This window comes from Serratia sp. (in: enterobacteria), assembly GCF_051654945.1.
Taxonomy (GTDB): Bacteria; Pseudomonadota; Gammaproteobacteria; order Enterobacterales; family Enterobacteriaceae; genus Chania.
The window spans coordinates 369,172-386,795 of the sequence record NZ_JBOFZA010000072.1 but is presented as its reverse complement, the minus strand read 5'-3'; the positions used below and the strand labels follow the sequence as shown (position 1 = coordinate 386,795).

Below are 17,624 nucleotides of genomic sequence, written 5' to 3'. Positions count from 1 at the left end.
TAGGGGGGGATGTGCTAGTAAATCTATTATCAAAAAAACCACGCGCCACGAGCGTACGTTGGTTAGGTGCTACCGTTTTGTGCACGTTGTTGAGTTCGCAGGCATGGGCTTTTTCTATCGACGATGTGGCCAAACAGGCGCAGGATCTGGCAGGAAAAGGCTTTGAAGCCCCGAAGAGCAACCTTCCTTCTCAGTTCCGTGAACTCAAGTTCGCGGACTATCAGCAGATCCAGTTCAACCACGACAAGGCCGTGTGGAATAAGCTGAAAACCCCTTTCAAGCTTGAGTTCTACCATCAAGGCATGTACTTCGACACCCCGGTCACCATCAACGAGGTTACGGCGACCACCGTCAAAGAGATCAAGTACAGCCCGGACTATTTTAACTTTGGCAACGTCAAGCACGATCCTGACACGGTGAAGAAACTCGGTTTCGCTGGCTTTAAAGTGCTTTATCCGGTCAACAGCGCGGATAAAAACGACGAAATCATGAGCGTGCTGGGCGCAAGCTATTTCCGCGTGGTGGGTAAAGGGCAGGTTTATGGGCTTTCTGCTCGTGGGCTGGCTATCGATACCGCTTTGCCATCCGGTGAAGAGTTCCCGCGTTTCCGTGAATTCTGGATCGAGCGGCCGAAGCAGGGCGACAAGCATCTGGTGATCTATGCCTTGCTGGATTCTCCGCGTGCCACCGGTGCCTACCGTTTTGTGGTTTACCCCGGCCGCGATACGACGGTAGACGTTGAGTCTAAGGTGTTCCTGCGCGACAAAGTGGGCAAGCTGGGTATGGCACCGTTGACCAGCATGTTCCTGTTTGGGCCGAGCAATCCTTCGCCAACCCTGAATTACCGTCCGGCGCTGCATGACTCCAACGGTCTGTCGATCCATGCCGGCAACGGCGAGTGGATCTGGCGTCCGCTGAACAATCCTAAGCACCTGTCGGTCAGCACCTATACCGTCGAAAATCCGCAAGGTTTTGGTCTGCTGCAACGTGGTCGCGATTTCCGTGACTACCAGGATCTGGACGATCGTTACGATCTGCGTCCTAGTGCCTGGGTGGAGCCGCGCGGCGATTGGGGCAAGGGCAAGGTTGAACTGGTAGAGATCCCAACCGCAGATGAAACCAACGATAATATCGTGGCGTTCTGGACGCCGGACGTGCTGCCAGACGCGAAAACGCCGCTGGCGTTGAACTACCGTCTATATTTCACCCGCGACGAAGAGAAGCTGCATTCCCAGGATATCGGCTACGTGGGTAAAACCATGCGTTCAACCGGTGATGTGAAGCAGTCGAACCTGATCCGCGAACCGGACGGCAGCGTGGCGTTCCTGGTTGATTTTGTTGGCCCGGCACTGAAAGCGCTGGATGCCAATACGCCGGTAGCTTCTCAGATCAGCATTGGTGACAACGGTGAAATGGTGGAAAACAGCGTCCGCTATAATCCGGTCACCAAAGGCTGGCGCCTGACGGTACGTTTGAAAGTCAAAGATGAGAAACAACCGGTAGAAATGCGTGCTGCGTTGGTCAACGGTGACAAGACCCTGTCGGAAACCTGGAGCTATCAGCTACCTGCCAATGAATAAGTCTACTGAAACTGCCCAGGAATATCTTGCGGCAATGCCTCTGACCGCTGAGCGGTCAGAGGAGCTCAAGCAACAGTTGATGGCGGCCGAGACCCCGGCACTGGAGGCATTGCATCGTCAGATGGGCGTCTCTGATGTCAATGTGGCATCACTGTCTGCCGATGATGTCGCCCTGGCCTCGGTCAAGGCGCGCATCAGCCAGGCTTGGCCGGACGCCGTTGATGACGACGATTTTGACTGTGACCCGGAAGGGCGCACCATTCTGAAAGCCACGCCACCGGTCAAACGCACCAGCATGTTCCCCGAGGCCTGGCGCACCAACCCGGTGGGCCGCTTCTGGGATTCTCTGCTGGGGCGTAAGACGCATAATCGCCATGCCAGCAAAGAAGAGGCCGAGGCGGAAAACCGCTGGCGTATCGTCGGTTCAATGCGCCGTTACGTGCTGTTGATCCTGATGCTGGTGCAAACCGGCATTGCCACCTGGTACATGAAAACCATTCTGCCTTATCAGGGCTGGGCGCTGATCGATCCGTTCGCCATGTGGGATCAGGATCTGATGCAGTCGTTGTTGCAACTGTTACCTTATCTGTTGCAGACCGGCATTCTGATCCTGTTCGCCATTCTGTTCTGCTGGGTTTCGGCCGGGTTCTGGACCGCGCTGATGGGATTCCTGCAACTGCTGATCGGCAAAGATAAGTACAGCATTTCTTCGACCATCAAGGGCGATGAGCCGATCGATCCGGCGCACCGTACCGCGCTGATCATGCCTATCTGCAACGAAGACGTCGAACGGGTATTTGCCGGCTTGCGGGCAACCTATGAGTCGGTGAAGGCAACCGGTCAGCTTGAGCATTTTGATATCTACGTGCTGAGCGACAGTTACGATCCCGATATCTGCGTCGCCGAACAGAAAGCCTGGATGGAACTGTGCCGCGATGTTGAGGGCCACGGGCGCATCTTCTACCGCCGTCGCCGCCGTCGTGTGAAACGCAAGAGCGGCAACATCGACGACTTCTGCCGTCGTTGGGGTGGCGAGTACAGCTATATGGTGATCCTGGATGCCGATAGCGTGATGAGCGGTGAGTGCCTCACCGGGCTGGTACGCTTGATGGAAGCCAACCCGAACGCCGGTATCATCCAGTCTGCGCCAAAAGCTTCCGGGATGGATACGCTGTATGCTCGCGTGCAGCAATTCGCCACGCGTCTCTATGGCCCATTGTTCACTGCTGGTCTGCATTTCTGGCAGTTGGGTGAGTCCCATTACTGGGGGCATAACGCCATCATCCGGGTGAAACCTTTTATCGAGCACTGCGCATTGGCGCCGCTGCCGGGTGAAGGTTCGTTTGCCGGTTCCATTCTCTCTCATGACTTTGTGGAAGCCGCATTGATGCGTCGTGCCGGCTGGGGCGTGTGGATTGCCTACGATCTGCCGGGCAGTTATGAAGAGTTACCGCCTAACCTGCTGGACGAGCTGAAACGCGACCGCCGCTGGTGTCATGGTAACCTGATGAACTTCCGCCTGTTCCTGGTAAAAGGCATGCACCCGGTACACCGTGCGGTGTTCCTGACCGGGGTGATGTCCTACCTGTCGGCACCGCTGTGGTTTATGTTCCTGGCGCTGTCTACCGCGTTGCAGATAGTACATACGCTGGTGGAGCCGCAATACTTCCTGCAACCGCGGCAGTTGTTCCCGGTGTGGCCACAGTGGAAGCCTGAACTGGCAATTGCGCTGTTCTCCACCACCATGGTGCTGCTGTTCCTGCCGAAGTTACTGAGTATCGTGCTGGTTTGGGCCAAAGGGTCGAAGCAGTACGGCGGGCCGATCCGGCTGCTGATTTCCATGCTGATGGAGGTGATGTTCTCGGTGCTGTTGGCGCCGGTGCGCATGTTGTTCCATACCGTGTTCGTGGTCAGCGCGTTCCTGGGCTGGGAAGTGGTGTGGAACTCACCGCAGCGTGATGATGATGACACCCCTTGGGGCGAAGCCTTCAGACGCCACGGTTCGCAAATGCTGCTGGGCCTGGTTTGGGGCGGTGGCATGGCGTTGCTGGATCTGAACTTCCTGTGGTGGCTATCACCGATTGTCTTCTCGTTGATCCTGTCGCCGTTTGTTTCGGCGCTGTCCAGCCGGGCCACGCTCGGTCTGAAGAGCAAGCGTGCCAAGCTGTTCCTGATCCCGGAAGAGTACGATCCGCCGCGTGAGCTGGTGGCTACGGATACCTACCTGCAACTTAATCGTCAGCGCGCCTTGCGCAACGGCTTTATGCATGCGGCGGTGGACCCGTCTTACAACGCCTTGGCTGCCGCGCTGGCAACGGCTCGTCACCATCTGCGTACTCTCATCGAAAAGGTGCGGGAAGAGCGGGTGAACGAGGCGCTGGAAGTGGGGCCAGAGAAGTTGGCGAAAGCCAAACGCCTGGAGCTGTTGAGCGATCCGGTGGCGCTGTCACGTTTGCATCAACGCATCTGGCAGTTGCCGCAGGGCGAGGCCTGGCGCGAACATTATCGGCAGTTGCCGCATAATGAGCAGGCTCATCCCGTCGGCCAACGCTAACGGCAAGTGCTGATCAATAAGGGGGAATGCGCGTGGCGTGTTCCCCCTTTTTTTAGCCGTGGGTGGCGAAGACCACCAGTTGATAATTCTGCTGGTTGCAGTGGAAAGAGGTTAGCGCCGTCATCCCCAGGCCATCAACATGGGCGGCTAGCGAATGCGGGTTATCGTCATTGATAAACAACGCACCTACATCAAAATCCTGCTGGGTTCGTGCTTTCACCGCCGCAAACAACTGCCGCAGCACGCCTTTTCCCCGCCATTCGGCACTCAGGCATACCGGGCCATAGAGAAATACCCGCCGTTGAGACAGCGTCTGCCCTTGAAACTGCTGGTTGGCTAGAGTTTGCAGCATGGCATCCACGACCGGTGGCCGGGGTTGGGCATCGGTTGGCATCAGGCAGACAAAGCCTGCCAACTGTTGATCCTCAATGGCGATCAGTATACCCAGGCCGCTGTTAATGCTTGCCAGCTGTTTTTCGTTCATTTGCGAAACGATAAATCCCTGTTGCCGCTGTTGGGCGTTGAGATGCTCTGGGGTGTTTTGCGCCTGTAAGGCCAGAATTGCCTGATAATCACCGGGAACGGCCTGCCTGATAAGCATGATAGCTGCCTGTGTTAATGGAGGATTGTTGCAGCATGCAATGCGCAGCCAGGGCCGTCAAGGCGAGGGTGGGCAATCCATCACCCACCCCAGTGTCTTAACGCTCATCCCATTCGTCGGCCGCGCTCTGGCCTTCTTCGGTATCCAGCGGGGGATCGAGTTGAAAATCACCTTCCTCCCACTCATACAACGTATTTTCGTTGATCCACTCTGCGAGGATCTCAATCTCGTCGTAATCACCGTCAAAAATGGCCTGAGCGGCAGCACCGCTACGCAGGGTAAAACATTCGACCGACTCGCCTTCCTCTTCGAAAAACTCGGCCTGCCACATCGTGTCACCGTCCAACATGATGTATTTTTGCAGGTTAAACTGCTGGGGCACCGGCGGCTCATCATCGCCGCCTTCTGCCGTTTCGATAAACTCTTCGCGAGCGGCTTCGATCGCTTCTTCCAGCGTGGCATACAGGCTCATACGCATCTCCTTGTTTCAATCATCTTGGGGAACACCAGCATTAATTGTTGTCGCATCGCCGCAGGATGCAAATTTTTTGTTGTCCGTTTTGCGACGATGATTGTCCATCCGTCGGGAGACGCCTGGCCGTGCTCAGGAAATAATGGCTACACCCTTTGGTCTGTAGGAGAATCAGGATGTTAGCCAACCCAGCAAGCAAGTACCGGCCGTTCCCGGCCATTGACTTACCCGATCGTCAGTGGCCGGGTCGCACCCAGCAGCAGGCTCCACGCTGGTGTTCCAGCGATCTGCGCGACGGCAATCAGGCGTTGGCCGAGCCGATGGATAACGCTCGCAAGCTACAGTTCTATCAGCTGTTATTGAGTTGTGGATTCAAGGAGATTGAGGTGGCATTTCCTTCCGCCTCGCAAACCGACTTTGATTTCGTGCGGCATCTGATCGAGCAACGGCTGATCCCGGATGACGTCTCAATCCAGGTGCTGACGCAGTCGCGTGACGATCTGATTGACCGCACGATGGAGTCGTTACAAGGGGCTCCACGCGCCATCGTCCATCTGTATAATGCTACCGCTCCGATGTTCCGCGAGATCGTCTTCAAGCAGGATAAGGCCGCCACCGTGGCGCTGGCGGTGAATGGCGCACGGCGTATTCGCCAGTGGTGCGATCGGCATCCAGAAACCGATTGGTGCTTCGAGTATTCGCCGGAAACCTTCTGCTTTACCGAACTGGAGTTTGCCCTGCAAATTTGCGAAGCGGTGGCAGACGTGTGGCAACCCGAACGCCAGCGGCCGATGATCATCAACCTGCCGGCCACCGTGGAAATGAGTACCCCGAACATTTATGCCGACCAGATCGAATGGTTCTGCCGCCATTTCAGCCAGCGTCAGCGGGTAACGATCAGCGTGCATCCGCATAACGATCGCGGTACCGGCGTCGCTTGTGCCGAACTGGCCATGCTGGCGGGGGCCGATCGGGTTGAAGGTTGTCTGTTTGGCAATGGCGAGCGTACCGGGAATGTCGATCTGGTGACGCTGGCCCTTAACTTGTATACCCAGGGCATCGCGCCAGGCTTGGACTTCAGCCGGTTGAAAGAAGTGGTTGAGGTGGTGGAGCAATGCAACCAGCTACCGGTACATCCGCGCCATCCTTATGCCGGGGAATTGGTGTTTACTGCGTTCTCCGGCTCGCATCAGGACGCCATCAAGAAAGGCTTTGCCGCCCAGCAACTGCGCGAAGATGGGTTATGGCAGGTGCCATACCTGCCGCTCGACCCGGCAGATGTGGGATGCAGTTACGAGGCGTTGATCCGCGTTAACAGCCAGTCTGGCAAAAGTGGTGCCGCCTGGTTGCTGGAGCAGAATCATGGATTGCGCCTGCCGCGTGGCTTGCAGATCGATTTCAGCAAGGTGGTGCAGCAGGCCACGGATGAAAGCGGTAAGGAAATGACGGTGGCGGAAATCTGGCGGCTGTTCCGCAACAGCTACGGATTGGTGGATCAACCTCGTTTGCAGTTGCTCAGTTACCAAACGCAAAGCCAGGGTGGGGCGGCTTACAGCTTTACGGCGCAGGTGGCTCTGGCAGGGGAGTCAATATCGCTGCAGGGGAGTGGCAATGGATTATTGTCCAGCGCGGTGGATGCGTTATGCCAGCGTTTTGGTCTGGTGCTGGCTATTGACGACTACCATGAACACACTCTGGGTCACCAGAGCCACAGCCGTGCCGTGACTTACATTCGCTGTACGTCAGCAAGAAGTGAGGCAATTTATGGGGTAGGGATTGACGCTGACTCGGCCAGCGCTTCGCTCCAGGCTCTATTTAACGTGGCTGGCCGCTGTTTACCCTGATCGCCGGCTGGGCCTGGGAAAAGTAGGTGCTGGGGGAAACACCAAGCAGGCGGCGGAACATGGCGCTAAACGCGCTGGGGCTGTCATAGCCCAGATCCAAAGCCACCTCCAGCACCGAACTTCCGGCGGCGAGGGCGTTGAGCGCCGCCAGCAGGCGGGCACGGCGTACCCAGTCGCTAAAGCGTAGGCCCGTCTCGCGCTGGAAGCGGCGGGACAGCGTACGGCCGCTGACGTTGATATGGCGCGCCGCCAGCTCCAATTCCCAAGGTTGGGCCAATGATTGCTGAATATGCTGGCACAGGGCCAACAAGACGCTATCACGTGGTTCGGGAAGGTGTAGGGGCAGGATCGGCAGCATACGCAGTTCATCGAGGATCAGCTCCATAATGCGCTCTTCACGCCCGCCGGGCCGATAATCGGGCTGAATGTCCATCGCGCTGATAATCAGTTCACGTAACAACGGGGAAATCTGTACCACCTGACACTGGGCGGGCAAATCGGCGCGCGCCAAAGGATCAACAAACAGCGTGCGCGCCGCCACGTTCCCGCTAAACCGCAGGTTATGCTCTACCTTGGCCGGTAACCAGACGCCACGCCCCGGAGGAACCACCCAACTGCCAACGCGAGTGTTGACCTGCACGACACCGCTCAGTGCGTGGATAAGTTGAGCACAGTTGTGGCAGTGGTCCGGTTCGCAGTCACCATCCAGATAGTCTTTCGAGAACGGCACGATAGATTGATTCTCTGCCAGATTATCGATGCTAAACAGCACGTTTGCTCCTTTGGTGGGTGATCAAGCCATCCATGCAGCATGCCATGTCTGGCCATTGTCGCAAAGCGCATTTCCTGTACGTCGTAGCAGTGTGAAAACGGTTTAGCTTGTTGGTTTCAATAGCGGGAGGATATATGGATGTTGCCAACGCGGTGTTACGGATTGCCCGGCCCACCGACCATTTGACTACGATTGCCGAAATGTATTGCCAGGGTCTGGGATTTGAGCAACTGGGGGCGTTTGAGGATCATCAGGGTTTTGATGGGATTATGCTTGGTCATCCGCATCATGCTTATCATCTGGAATTTACCCATCATCGTGGTGTGCGGGTTGGGCGCGCGCCAACGCAGGACAACCTGCTGGTGTTTTATCTGCCAGAAATCGCGAGTTGGCGAAGAGGGTGCGATCAGATGCTAGCCAGTGGCTTCCAACTTGTACCGGCTTATAACCCTTACTGGGATGTTCATGGACAAACGTTCGAAGATCTGGATGGTTATCGCGTGGTGTTGCAAGCTCGCGCCTGGCAGGTGTAAATCCCCCAACCCTCCCAAAAGGCGAGGGGGCCGGTACGGAGCTGTGTTCAGGTGTCGAGTCGATCTGTAACTGGGAATGCAGAGGACGAATACCGTAGCCAAGTGGTAGCTCGCTCGGTTCCCTCTCCTGGGGGAGAGGGTTAGGGTGAGGGGGCATTTGCTATCGCGCGCATAAAAAAAGCCAGCGCTAGGCACTGGCTTTAGGTAACTCATTCAGAGTTTATCAGGCGTGCGTTGCCGGTTTGTCACCGCTTTTACCCTGGGTGTTTTCCAGCATGCGGCGGATTGGCACGATCAGCAGGATAAGCACGGCAGCACAGATCACCAGCGCAATCGAGCAGCGGGCGAACAGGGTTGGCAGCATGTCCAACTGATCCGCTTTCACGTGGCCACCGATCAAGCCTGCGGCCAGGTTACCCAGCGCGCTGGCACAGAACCACAGGCCCATCATCTGGCCACGCATTCTATCCGGTGCCAGTAACGTCATGGTTGCCAGGCCAATCGGGCTCAGGCACAGCTCACCCAGCGTCAGCATCAGGATACTGCCTACCAGCCACATCGGCGACACGCCAGCCCCACCGTTGCCCAACACCTGCTGCGCAGCCAGCATCATCAGGCCAAAGCCCGCAGCGGCAAACAGAATACCGATGACGAATTTGGTGATGCTGCTCAGGCGTATTTTGTTGCGAGCCAGAGCTGGCCAGGCCCAACTGAAGATAGGCGCCAACAGGATAATGAACAAGGCGTTAATCGATTGGAACCAGACCGCCGGGATTTCAAAGTCGCCGATCATACGGTTGGTGTAATCGTTGGCGAACAGGTTGAACGAGGTCGGTTTCTGCTCGAAGGCCGACCAGAAGAAGGCGGCAGAAATCAGCAGGATAAAGCACACCAGCAGACGAGCACGCTCTTTGCGGCTCAGGCCGGCAAAGAAGAACAGGTAGATAAAGTACAGCGTGACCGAGGCGGCGATAACGTAGACCAGCATGCTGGCAACGGCGACCGGGTTAATCACGATGATGCCTTGGGAGATCATCACGACAATCGCGGCAACGCCCACGGCCAGCGCAATCAACCAGGCACCCACGCCATTTTTCTTGGCAACCGGGCTATTCCAGGTAGAGTCCAGGCCCACTTCGCTGTCATAGCGCTTCATGGCCGGTACGGCAAACACCCGGAAGATAACCAGCGCTACCAACATCCCGATACCACCGATACCGAAGCCCCAGTGCCAGCCGTGTGAACGGATCAGCCAGCCGGAAATCAGCGGTGCAATAAAGGAGCCCATGTTGATGCCCATGTAGAACAGCGAGAAGCCACCGTCACGACGCGCATCGCCTTTCTTGTACAGGGTACCAACCATCACCGAGATACAGGTTTTGAACAGGCCGGACCCGAGCACGATAAACATCAGGCCGACGAAGAACAGGTCGTTGCCCATAAAAGCGGACAGGGCGATCGACAGGTGGCCCAGAGCGATCAGGATTGAGCCGTACCAAACGGCCTTTTGCTGGCCGAGCCAGTTATCGGCCAACCAGCCACCGGGCAGCGCCGCCAAATACATGCTGCCAGCAAAGATACCGACGATTGCCGAAGCATTTTCGCGCGCCAACCCCATCCCGCCGTCATAAACCGTGGCGGCCATAAACAGGATCAGTAACGGGCGAATGCCATAAAACGAGAAACGCTCCCACATTTCAGTGAAGAACAGCGAGCGGAGCGGATATGGATGGCCGAGGAACGTCCGGCTTTCTTTCTGATCAACAGAGGATTGCATAAAGTCTTCCCAATATAATGTGCTGCGCGATGGCAGCAGATACTGTGATATGTCTGTGTCTGTAAGCGAGGTAATCCCGCTGATGTGGATTACCTGACAAAACCTCAGCCGCAGCGCCTATTAAGCGTGAAATACATGCAGGCCATTTTATTCACTTGGTCAGAGTTTTACTTCTGGCGTGATATTATTTAACCATTTGATAACTGAATGGTGGTTTTGTCTAGTACCTGTATCCCATTTTTTAGACGAAAAGTCGACAAACATCTACTTTATTGGTTTTTCTGTTGGTTAAGTCGTTATTTTTATTGACAGCTGGTTTATTGCTCTGAATATGATTTTGCTGTTTAAAAACAGCGTGTTAATAATATTATTCTTAGCGATTGATGCCGAGCTCCGCCGGGGGGATAACAGTAATAAAAATAAGGGAAATGGGGCTTGGGGAATATTTAGCGCAGCAAGTGGCGATAAATAACGCTATTACTCCTCCTGCAACGTATCTTCACGCATCCTGGCCGGGCGCCGTTGCAGACACCACCAGGAATAAAACGCGTTAAATAACACCACCAGTGCCGTCATGCAGAATACCGCGCGGAATCCATAACTGGCAGAAACGGCGGCTCCGAGCAGGGGCCCGCTGACGTTGCCGATATCACGGAAAGATTGGTTATAGCTGAATATTCGTCCGGCTACCTGATTGGTGCAGTTATAGATCAGCAGGGTTTGCACCGCAGGCAGCAGTGCGCCATCGGCAGCGCCGAGCAGGAAGCGTAATACGCCGAGCTGCCACGGAGTCTGCACAAAGGCCATCGGGATCAGCAACAGCACGGACACCACCAGCATAAACACCAGAATGCGTTCCGGGCCGATCCTGTCACCCAATTTCCCCAGCCGAGGGGCGCTCATCAAGGCGGCAACGCCGGGCACCGAGGCAATCAAACCGCTGACGAACGCCAGGTTGCTGATATTACCCGCCAGTTCACGCACGTAAAGCGTCAGAATGGGGGCAATCGAACCGGTAGCGATCTGGATGATCATGGTGGTGATAAACAGACTGAGGATCAGCTTGGGGCTTTTGAGCGAGGCAAATACCTGGCGCGCATGCAGCATGTCTTTTTTCTGCACCGGGGTGAACTGTTCCCGCACGCACAACAGCGTCAGCAGGAAACAGATAAACAGCACCGTGGCCGTGATGAAGAACACTGGCCGCAGCCCATACTGGTCAGCCAGCAAGCCGCCAATCAATGGGCCAATCAGGGCGCCGCTGACGCCGCCAGTTGACAGGGTACCTAGCGCCCAGCCGCTGCGATGACGCGGCACCTGGGTGGCAATCAGCGCATTGGCATTGGGAATAAAGCCGCCGAGCAACCCCAGCACCGCACGCAGAGCCAGAAACTGCCAGATGTTCTGCGCCATGCCCATCAGCACCATCACAATCGCCATCCCCAGAGCAGAACGTAGCAACATCAGCTTACGCCCACGGCGATCGGCCAGGCTGCCCCAGAACGGTGAGGCAATAGCGGAGAACAGGAAGGTGATACTGAACACCAGGCCGGACCACATATTCAGCGATTGATGGCCGGTAACGCCAAGGGCTTCAACGTACAGCGGCAAGAATGGCATGATCAGGCTAAAAGCCGCACCGGTCAGAAAGCAGCCAAGCCAGGTGACGAACAGGTTACGTTGCCAATTGATAGGTTCTGCTACCGGGGCCATAGGTTTCCGTGCGGGGAAGAGGGGCTTTACGATCGCAAAGGATAATAGCGCAAAGCAAAAAAAGTTAGCCTGGTAAGTATGCGCTTAATAACGCAGGTTATCAATTGAGCAGTTGTGCGAATTTTAGTGAAAATGAAATAAAGTTTTAAAAAGGATAATGACAATTATTCCCGCATCGGGCGACGCGGGAACGAGATGTTTCAGGCACCGATCAAGGCTTCGAATCCAGCGCTGGCGGTAGTGAGGGCGACGTTTGTCACCTCATAATGGGCTACGTCGACGAAGGGATCTTCTGCCAGGATGGCATCCAACCGGGTACGCTCCATGTCTTTCACCAGGATCACGCCACCGGTACGTGGCTGCTTACGGCCAGAGGCAATAAAGCTGCCGGTTTGAAAGTACTGCTTCAACCAGGCGATATGCCCGTCGAGATGGCTTTCTACTTCTTCAATCGGACGGTGGTAGGTCAGGCTGACGATATACATAGAGTGACTCCTTTGCTGGTAAGTCCTTAACATCACATCGTTTGGACGCTTTTTCAAGGCGGTTGCGAACCCGCCAGACCTGTCCAATATCAGTCAATAAAGCGAAGGCTCGCCTTCCGGGCGGGTCTTGAAGCGGCGGTGCAGCCACATATATTGATCCGGTGCCATCAGGATCTCTTTTTCTACCACCTTGTTCATAAAGGCTGCGGCTTCGACTTCGTTATCCAGCGGGAAGTTTTCCACCGCTGGCTGCATGATAAGCTCATAGCCTTTGCCTCCAGGTAGGCGGCGTGGGGTAAACGGGATGATCGCCGGTTTCCCCATGCGCACCAGCACATAGCTGCCGGTGGTGGTGGCGGCTTTTTCCACCGCAAACAGCGGGGCAAACACGCTGGCACGTGGGCCGTAATCATGATCCGGTGCGTACCAGATGATCTCACCCTGTTTCAGGGCGCGGATCATCCCCTTGACGTCTTTACGATCCAGCATCGATTTGTTAGAGCGCATGCGGCCCCAGGTCTGTAGCCAGTCCATCAGCTTGTTATCGTGTGGCCGGTAGACGCCGATCCCCGGATTGTGAATACCAAAAATCCGTGCCCCCAACTCCAGTGTCAGGAAGTGCAGACCGATCAGCAGCACCCCTTGATGATTGTCCTTGGCCTTTTGAATGTGTTCCAGACCGCTGACGCTGAACCAACGCTCGATACGCCAGTTGGGCCAGAACCAGGCCATACCGGTTTCAAACAGCCCCATCCCCACGGATTCAAAGTTCTTGGCAATCAACGCATCACGTTCGGCTTTTGGCATAGTCGGAAAACACAGTTCCAGGTTACGCTGCGTTATCGCAAGGCGGCGTTTGAGAAAACGCATTGAAAACCGGCCTAACCCGGTACCTAAGCGATAAATAATCGGGTACGGCAGCAGCACCAGCAGGTAAAGTAAGCCGATGCCAAACCAGGTGAGCCAGTAGCGGGGATGCAGTAAAGATCGATTGAAAGAAGGAACTTGCGTCATGGGTTCTCAGCTTAGAAGCAGTCATTTAACAGTAATAACAGGGTTCTTGCATAGACACTGGGTATCAGCGTGACGAGAGGTAATCAGACTCAGCCCGTGGCTTGAACAAATCGGTCTATGCAAAGGTTTTCTGCCGTTTATAATAGCGTATTGTGACATTTTTCTTATGTAACAGGAAAATTCACCGCATTAAAACACCATTTTTGCTTGTAAACTGCGTGCGAGTGCCGGTTTTTTCGCCAGAAACGGTGGCTGGGGACTCTCTTTCGAGCGACATTTCAATCGATTATAGATTCGGGAGGTGACGATGTTGGCGTCATGGTTAAGCGCTGGGCTGCTGGTGATTGGCGGGTTACTCGGCTGTCTTGGGGCATATTTGCAGTACAATCCTTTGCTGGCCGTAGCGGGAAGCGGACTGTTGGCGGGGGCGATTATTTCCGGGGCTACGGAGTGGTCAAGCGGGCGCTGAGCACCCGCTTGCTGCTGTATCACTGATCTTTAAACAATCCTTTTACCCTGTGCGGTTCTGAGCGCCAATACTGTGGTGGAGCCTGCACCTTGGCACCCAGTTTTGCGGCAGCATGCCACGGCCAACGCGGGTTGTAGAGAATACCGCGTGCCAGCGCGACCATATCGGCCTGGCCGGTGGCGACGATCGCTTCCGCCTGTTCTGGCTCGGTGATCAACCCCACGGCGATGGTTGGCATCCCCACTTTATGTTTGATAGTTTCGGCAAACGGCACCTGATAGTTTGGCCCCACCGGGATTTTTTGCTGCGGTGACAGGCCGCCGCTGGAAATATGAATGTAATCGCAGCCCAGTTCTTTTAACGCACTGGTCAGCTCAACGGACTGCTGTTCATCCCAGCCTCCCTCAACCCAATCGCTGGCGGAGATGCGCACGCCAAGCGCTTTGTGGGCAGGGAACACCGCCCGCACCTCGCTGAAAATTTCCAGCAACAATCGCATACGATTTTGCAGGTTCCCGCCGTATTGATCGGTACGCTGATTGGCCAGCGGCGACAGGAACTGATGCAACAGATAACCATGTGCTCCGTGCAGTTCGATGAGGTCAAAGCCTAGACGGTCGGCACGCTGCGCCGCTGCGACAAACTGTGCCTTCAACTGTTCAATCTGCTCCAGGCTCATGGCCTGGGGAGCTTCATCCAAAGGGTTAAAAGGCTGGGCAGAGGCAGACAACGTTTGCCAGCCGCCCTCACCGTTGGCCAGCTGTGCGCCGCCTTGCCAGGGAAGGGCGCAAGATGCTTTACGGCCAGCGTGTCCCAATTGGATCCCCAGTGGCATGGTGGCGTGTTTTTTTACCGCCTGTACCACATCGGCAAGTGCCTGCTCGGTTTCATCGTCCCACAGGCCCAGATCCCCTGGGGAAATCCGTCCTTCCGGTGAAACCGCAGTGGCTTCCACAATCAGCAAACCTGCCCCGGAAAGCGACAGATGGCCGAGATGCATGGTATGCCATTCGGTGGCTTTGCCGTGGTCGGCAGAATACTGGCACATCGGGGCGATAATAATGCGGTTAGGCAACTTCAGTAGCCCCAGGGTGATCGGCGTAAACAGCTGGCTCATAATTTCCTCATGGCTTAAAATTCGGTGGTACGACTGGCATTAGGCTTATCGGTATTTGCCAATAACGTCAAGCTTTGTGCGGAAATCATTACCGCCGGGTTAATGCTGTGTTGCAGCCTATTTTCGGGTATTATGTGCGCCGCGCGCGGGCTTACGGCCCGTGGGCACTCAATCAGTCACCTCCCGAAAGACAGGAAAGTACACCATGCCAGTGTTACATAACCGAATTTCTAATGAGGAACTGAAGGCGCGTATGCTGGCTGAAACCGAGCCACGCACCACAGTTTCTTTTTATAAATACTTCACCATTGACGACCCCAAGGCCTTTCGCGATAGCCTGTATATTCAGTTCGATAAGCTGAAGGTATTTGGCCGTATCTACGTGGCCAAAGAGGGTATCAATGCGCAGATCAGCGTGCCGCAGAGTCATTTCGATGCGTTCAAAACCGCGCTGTTTGCATCCCACCCGGCTCTGGATCAGGTACGCCTGAATATTGCGCTGGAAGACGATGGCAAATCCTTTTGGGTGCTGCGCCTGAAGGTGCGCGAACGCATTGTGGCCGACGGGATTGAAGATGAAACCTTCAACCCAGCCAACGTGGGCGAATATTTACAGGCCGATCGCGTCAACCAGATGATTGACGACCCGAACACGGTATTCGTCGATATGCGCAACCATTATGAATATGAGGTTGGGCACTTTGAGAAGGCGATCGAAGTGCCTTCCGATACGTTCCGCGATCAGTTGCCGATGGCAGTGGAGATGCTACAGGAGCAGAAAGACAAGAATATCGTCATGTACTGTACCGGTGGGATCCGTTGTGAGAAAGCCAGCGCCTACATGCTGCATAATGGCTTCAAAAACGTCTATCACGTGGAAGGCGGTATTATCGAATATGCCCGCAAGGCTAAAGCGCAGGGGCTGCCACTGAAGTTTATCGGCAAGAACTTTGTGTTTGACGAGCGCATGGGGGAACGTATCTCAGAGGACGTGATCGCCAACTGTCATCAGTGCGGCGTACCTTGTGATACCCATACCAACTGCCTGAACGACGGCTGCCATCTGCTGTTTATCCAGTGCCCGAGCTGTGCCGAGAAGTTTGCGGGCTGTTGCAGTGAAACCTGCCGTGAAGAGCTGAAATTGCCGCGTGAGGAACAGCGAGCCCGCCGGGCTGGCCGCGAGAATGGCGTGAAGATCTTCAATAAATCCAAAGGGCTGTTGCAAACCACCATGCATATCCCGGAACCGAAAGAGTAGGGGGTTGCAGGCAATAGAAAAGGGCGCTGAATTTTCAGCGCCCTTTTTATTACTTCTCGCGTACGCCTTCCACGGAGATGATCAACTCAACTTCCTGGGACGCCGGGCCGAGATCGGTGGTGATGCCAAAGTCTTTCAGTTTGATTTTACCGTTGGCTTCGAAACCGGCGCGGTAACCGCCCCATGGATCCTTACCTTCGCCAACCAGCTTGGCAGCCAGCGTAACCGGCTTGGTCACGCCGTTCAGCGTCAGGTTGCCGACTACGGCATAGCCTTCACCGTCTTTCTTCACTTCGGTAGAGGTAAAGGTGGCCTGCTTGTTCTTTTCAACGTTCAGGAAATCGGCGCTGCGCAGGTGCTTGTCACGCTCGGCGTGGTTGGTGTCAACGCTGGCGGTGTTGATGGTCACGTTGACTTTATCGTTAGCCGGATCTTTTTCATCGAAGGTAAAGCCACCGTCAAAATCTTTGAAGGTGCCGTAAATCCAGCTGTAGCCCAGGTGCTGGATGCGGAATTCGATAAAGGCGTGCTGGCCTTGTTTGTCAATCTTGTAGTTGGCAGCCAGGGCAGAACCGGCGTTTAACAGCAGGGCGCCTGCGGCCAGACCTAATACGGTTTTCTTCAACATAGCAATAACTCCATAAATCCAAGGGGTTAATCGGTGCTGCGACCCAGCATCCGTTTCAAAGTTACATCACCATCAACAAAGTGATGTTTAAGCGCAGCCAGGGCGTGCAGTACCGAAAGCACCACGACGGCCCAAGCCAGATAAAGATGGATAGTCCCGGCGGTATCGGCTTGCTGAGGCAAACCGGTCAAGGTGGCCGGTACGTCGAACCAGCCAAACACGCTGATGGCCTGACCATCGGCAGTAGAAATCAGGTAGCCGCTGATCAGGATGGCGAACAACACGGTGTAGAGTGCAATATGGGCGAGGGTGGCACTAATACGCGTAAGACGCCCATAGCTTGCCAGAGGCTTGGGTGGCGGTGAGATAAAACGCCAAACCACTCGCACCACCATCACGATAAACAGCAGCGTGCCAATACTTTTGTGGATCTCCGGCGCCTGGTGATACCAAACGTCGTAATAACCCAGGGTGACCATCCATAAGCCTAGGGCGAACATGCCGTAAACGGCCAGCGCCACCAACCAGTGGATCAGCACAGAAACGTGACCAAAGCGGTCGGCGGTATTTTTCCAGAGCATCAGCTTTCCTTACATTGCGCATTTACCGGCAGCAATATTTAAACTTTAAGAAACATAAATCAATAATAAATTTAACTATGTTACTTCATAAAAATATTAATCAGTAGATTTGTTTGAGTTGCGGCAAGTTGGTCAAAGGAATCGTTGGAGAGCGCTTTTTTTTGCCGCCGTTGGCTAAACGCTGGCCAATTGAAAATTATCGACTTAATGGTTAATTGTCAGCTTT

At 55.1% G+C, this 17,624-nt stretch carries 16 protein-coding genes; 6 read left to right on the top strand and 10 right to left on the bottom strand.

What is annotated here, in order from left to right:
• Window positions 1-11: 11 nt before the first annotated feature.
• A complete protein-coding gene (locus ACRDCA_RS12270; RefSeq protein WP_438689751.1) occupies window positions 12-1,580 on the top strand; it encodes a glucan biosynthesis protein G in 1,569 nt (522 codons plus the stop codon).
• Window positions 1,573-4,134, top strand: coding sequence for a glucans biosynthesis glucosyltransferase MdoH (mdoH, locus tag ACRDCA_RS12265; RefSeq protein WP_438689750.1), 2,562 nt, complete (start codon window positions 1,573-1,575; stop codon window positions 4,132-4,134). The genes ACRDCA_RS12270 and mdoH overlap by 8 nt, the downstream gene beginning before the upstream one ends.
• Window positions 4,135-4,186: 52 nt before the next feature.
• On the opposite strand, the gene ACRDCA_RS12260 is transcribed toward mdoH, so the two are convergent.
• Together ACRDCA_RS12260 and ACRDCA_RS12255 are read right to left on the bottom strand one after the other, a co-directional pair.
• Entirely contained in the window at window positions 4,187-4,735 is a 549-nt protein-coding gene (locus ACRDCA_RS12260; protein ID WP_438689749.1) for a GNAT family N-acetyltransferase, read from the bottom strand.
• A 97-nt stretch (window positions 4,736-4,832) separates the two neighbouring features.
• A complete protein-coding gene (locus ACRDCA_RS12255; RefSeq protein WP_438689748.1) occupies window positions 4,833-5,207 on the bottom strand; it encodes a MysB family protein in 375 nt (124 codons plus the stop codon).
• A gap of 176 nt (window positions 5,208-5,383) precedes the next feature.
• On the opposite strand from ACRDCA_RS12255, the gene leuA reads away from it, so the two are divergent.
• Window positions 5,384-7,051 (top strand): 2-isopropylmalate synthase, encoded by a 1,668-nt coding sequence (gene leuA, locus ACRDCA_RS12250; RefSeq protein WP_438689747.1) that lies wholly within the window; start codon window positions 5,384-5,386, stop codon window positions 7,049-7,051.
• Here the strand turns inward: leuA and ACRDCA_RS12245 are convergent.
• Window positions 7,023-7,823 carry an AraC family transcriptional regulator gene (locus tag ACRDCA_RS12245; protein WP_438689746.1) on the bottom strand — a complete coding sequence of 267 codons (801 nt, stop codon included), beginning with the start codon at window positions 7,821-7,823 and terminating at the stop codon, window positions 7,023-7,025. The two genes, leuA and ACRDCA_RS12245, sit on opposite strands and share 29 nt — an antisense overlap.
• Before the next feature lie 134 nt (window positions 7,824-7,957).
• Between ACRDCA_RS12245 and ACRDCA_RS12240 the strand changes: the two genes are divergently transcribed.
• Entirely contained in the window at window positions 7,958-8,356 is a 399-nt protein-coding gene (locus ACRDCA_RS12240; protein ID WP_438689745.1) for a VOC family protein, read from the top strand.
• Window positions 8,357-8,579: 223 nt separating this feature from the next.
• On the opposite strand, the gene ACRDCA_RS12235 is transcribed toward ACRDCA_RS12240, so the two are convergent.
• The 4 genes from ACRDCA_RS12235 to ACRDCA_RS12220 form a co-directional block, all read right to left on the bottom strand.
• The gene (locus ACRDCA_RS12235) at window positions 8,580-10,133 is read right to left on the bottom strand and encodes a peptide MFS transporter (protein ID WP_438689744.1); all 1,554 of its coding nucleotides are present in this window, start codon (window positions 10,131-10,133) and stop codon (window positions 8,580-8,582) included.
• Between the two features lie 477 nt (window positions 10,134-10,610).
• The gene (gene mdtG, locus ACRDCA_RS12230; protein WP_438689743.1) at window positions 10,611-11,846 is read right to left on the bottom strand and encodes a multidrug efflux MFS transporter MdtG; all 1,236 of its coding nucleotides are present in this window, start codon (window positions 11,844-11,846) and stop codon (window positions 10,611-10,613) included.
• Between the two features lie 200 nt (window positions 11,847-12,046).
• Entirely contained in the window at window positions 12,047-12,331 is a 285-nt protein-coding gene (locus ACRDCA_RS12225; RefSeq protein WP_438689742.1) for a YciI family protein, read from the bottom strand.
• Between the two features lie 93 nt (window positions 12,332-12,424).
• A complete protein-coding gene (locus ACRDCA_RS12220; protein WP_438689741.1) occupies window positions 12,425-13,345 on the bottom strand; it encodes a Kdo(2)-lipid IV(A) acyltransferase in 921 nt (306 codons plus the stop codon).
• Window positions 13,346-13,652: 307 nt separating this feature from the next.
• Here ACRDCA_RS12220 and ACRDCA_RS12215 point away from each other — a divergent pair, with 307 nt between their 5' ends.
• Entirely contained in the window at window positions 13,653-13,814 is a 162-nt protein-coding gene (locus ACRDCA_RS12215; protein WP_025123291.1) for a hypothetical protein, read from the top strand.
• A 19-nt stretch (window positions 13,815-13,833) separates the two neighbouring features.
• On the opposite strand, the gene ACRDCA_RS12210 is transcribed toward ACRDCA_RS12215, so the two are convergent.
• Complete coding sequence (locus tag ACRDCA_RS12210; protein ID WP_438689740.1) at window positions 13,834-14,931, bottom strand: NADH:flavin oxidoreductase/NADH oxidase; 1,098 nt, start codon at window positions 14,929-14,931, stop codon at window positions 13,834-13,836.
• Window positions 14,932-15,136: 205 nt separating this feature from the next.
• Here ACRDCA_RS12210 and trhO point away from each other — a divergent pair, with 205 nt between their 5' ends.
• Complete coding sequence (trhO, locus tag ACRDCA_RS12205; RefSeq protein ID WP_438689739.1) at window positions 15,137-16,189, top strand: oxygen-dependent tRNA uridine(34) hydroxylase TrhO; 1,053 nt, start codon at window positions 15,137-15,139, stop codon at window positions 16,187-16,189.
• Window positions 16,190-16,238: 49 nt separating this feature from the next.
• Here the strand turns inward: trhO and ACRDCA_RS12200 are convergent, their stop codons facing one another.
• Complete coding sequence (locus ACRDCA_RS12200) at window positions 16,239-16,817, bottom strand: YceI family protein (protein ID WP_024486808.1); 579 nt, start codon at window positions 16,815-16,817, stop codon at window positions 16,239-16,241.
• Between the two features lie 26 nt (window positions 16,818-16,843).
• Window positions 16,844-17,398 (bottom strand): cytochrome b, encoded by a 555-nt coding sequence (locus ACRDCA_RS12195; RefSeq protein WP_438689738.1) that lies wholly within the window; start codon window positions 17,396-17,398, stop codon window positions 16,844-16,846.
• Window positions 17,399-17,624: the final 226 nt, after the last annotated feature.

Coding starts and splice junctions, on each gene's coding strand:
- mdoH (WP_438689750.1), top strand. CDS start 1,573: ATGAATAAGTCTACTGAAACTGCCCAGGAATATCTTGCGGCAATGCCT.
- ACRDCA_RS12260 (WP_438689749.1), bottom strand. CDS start 4,735: ATGCTTATCAGGCAGGCCGTTCCCGGTGATTATCAGGCAATTCTGGCC.
- ACRDCA_RS12255 (WP_438689748.1), bottom strand. CDS start 5,207: ATGAGCCTGTATGCCACGCTGGAAGAAGCGATCGAAGCCGCTCGCGAA.
- leuA (WP_438689747.1), top strand. CDS start 5,384: ATGTTAGCCAACCCAGCAAGCAAGTACCGGCCGTTCCCGGCCATTGAC.
- ACRDCA_RS12240 (WP_438689745.1), top strand. CDS start 7,958: ATGGATGTTGCCAACGCGGTGTTACGGATTGCCCGGCCCACCGACCAT.
- ACRDCA_RS12235 (WP_438689744.1), bottom strand. CDS start 10,133: ATGCAATCCTCTGTTGATCAGAAAGAAAGCCGGACGTTCCTCGGCCAT.
- mdtG (WP_438689743.1), bottom strand. CDS start 11,846: ATGGCCCCGGTAGCAGAACCTATCAATTGGCAACGTAACCTGTTCGTC.
- ACRDCA_RS12225 (WP_438689742.1), bottom strand. CDS start 12,331: ATGTATATCGTCAGCCTGACCTACCACCGTCCGATTGAAGAAGTAGAA.
- ACRDCA_RS12220 (WP_438689741.1), bottom strand. CDS start 13,345: ATGACGCAAGTTCCTTCTTTCAATCGATCTTTACTGCATCCCCGCTAC.
- ACRDCA_RS12215 (WP_025123291.1), top strand. CDS start 13,653: ATGTTGGCGTCATGGTTAAGCGCTGGGCTGCTGGTGATTGGCGGGTTA.
- ACRDCA_RS12210 (WP_438689740.1), bottom strand. CDS start 14,931: ATGAGCCAGCTGTTTACGCCGATCACCCTGGGGCTACTGAAGTTGCCT.
- trhO (WP_438689739.1), top strand. CDS start 15,137: ATGCCAGTGTTACATAACCGAATTTCTAATGAGGAACTGAAGGCGCGT.
- ACRDCA_RS12200 (WP_024486808.1), bottom strand. CDS start 16,817: ATGTTGAAGAAAACCGTATTAGGTCTGGCCGCAGGCGCCCTGCTGTTA.
- ACRDCA_RS12195 (WP_438689738.1), bottom strand. CDS start 17,398: ATGCTCTGGAAAAATACCGCCGACCGCTTTGGTCACGTTTCTGTGCTG.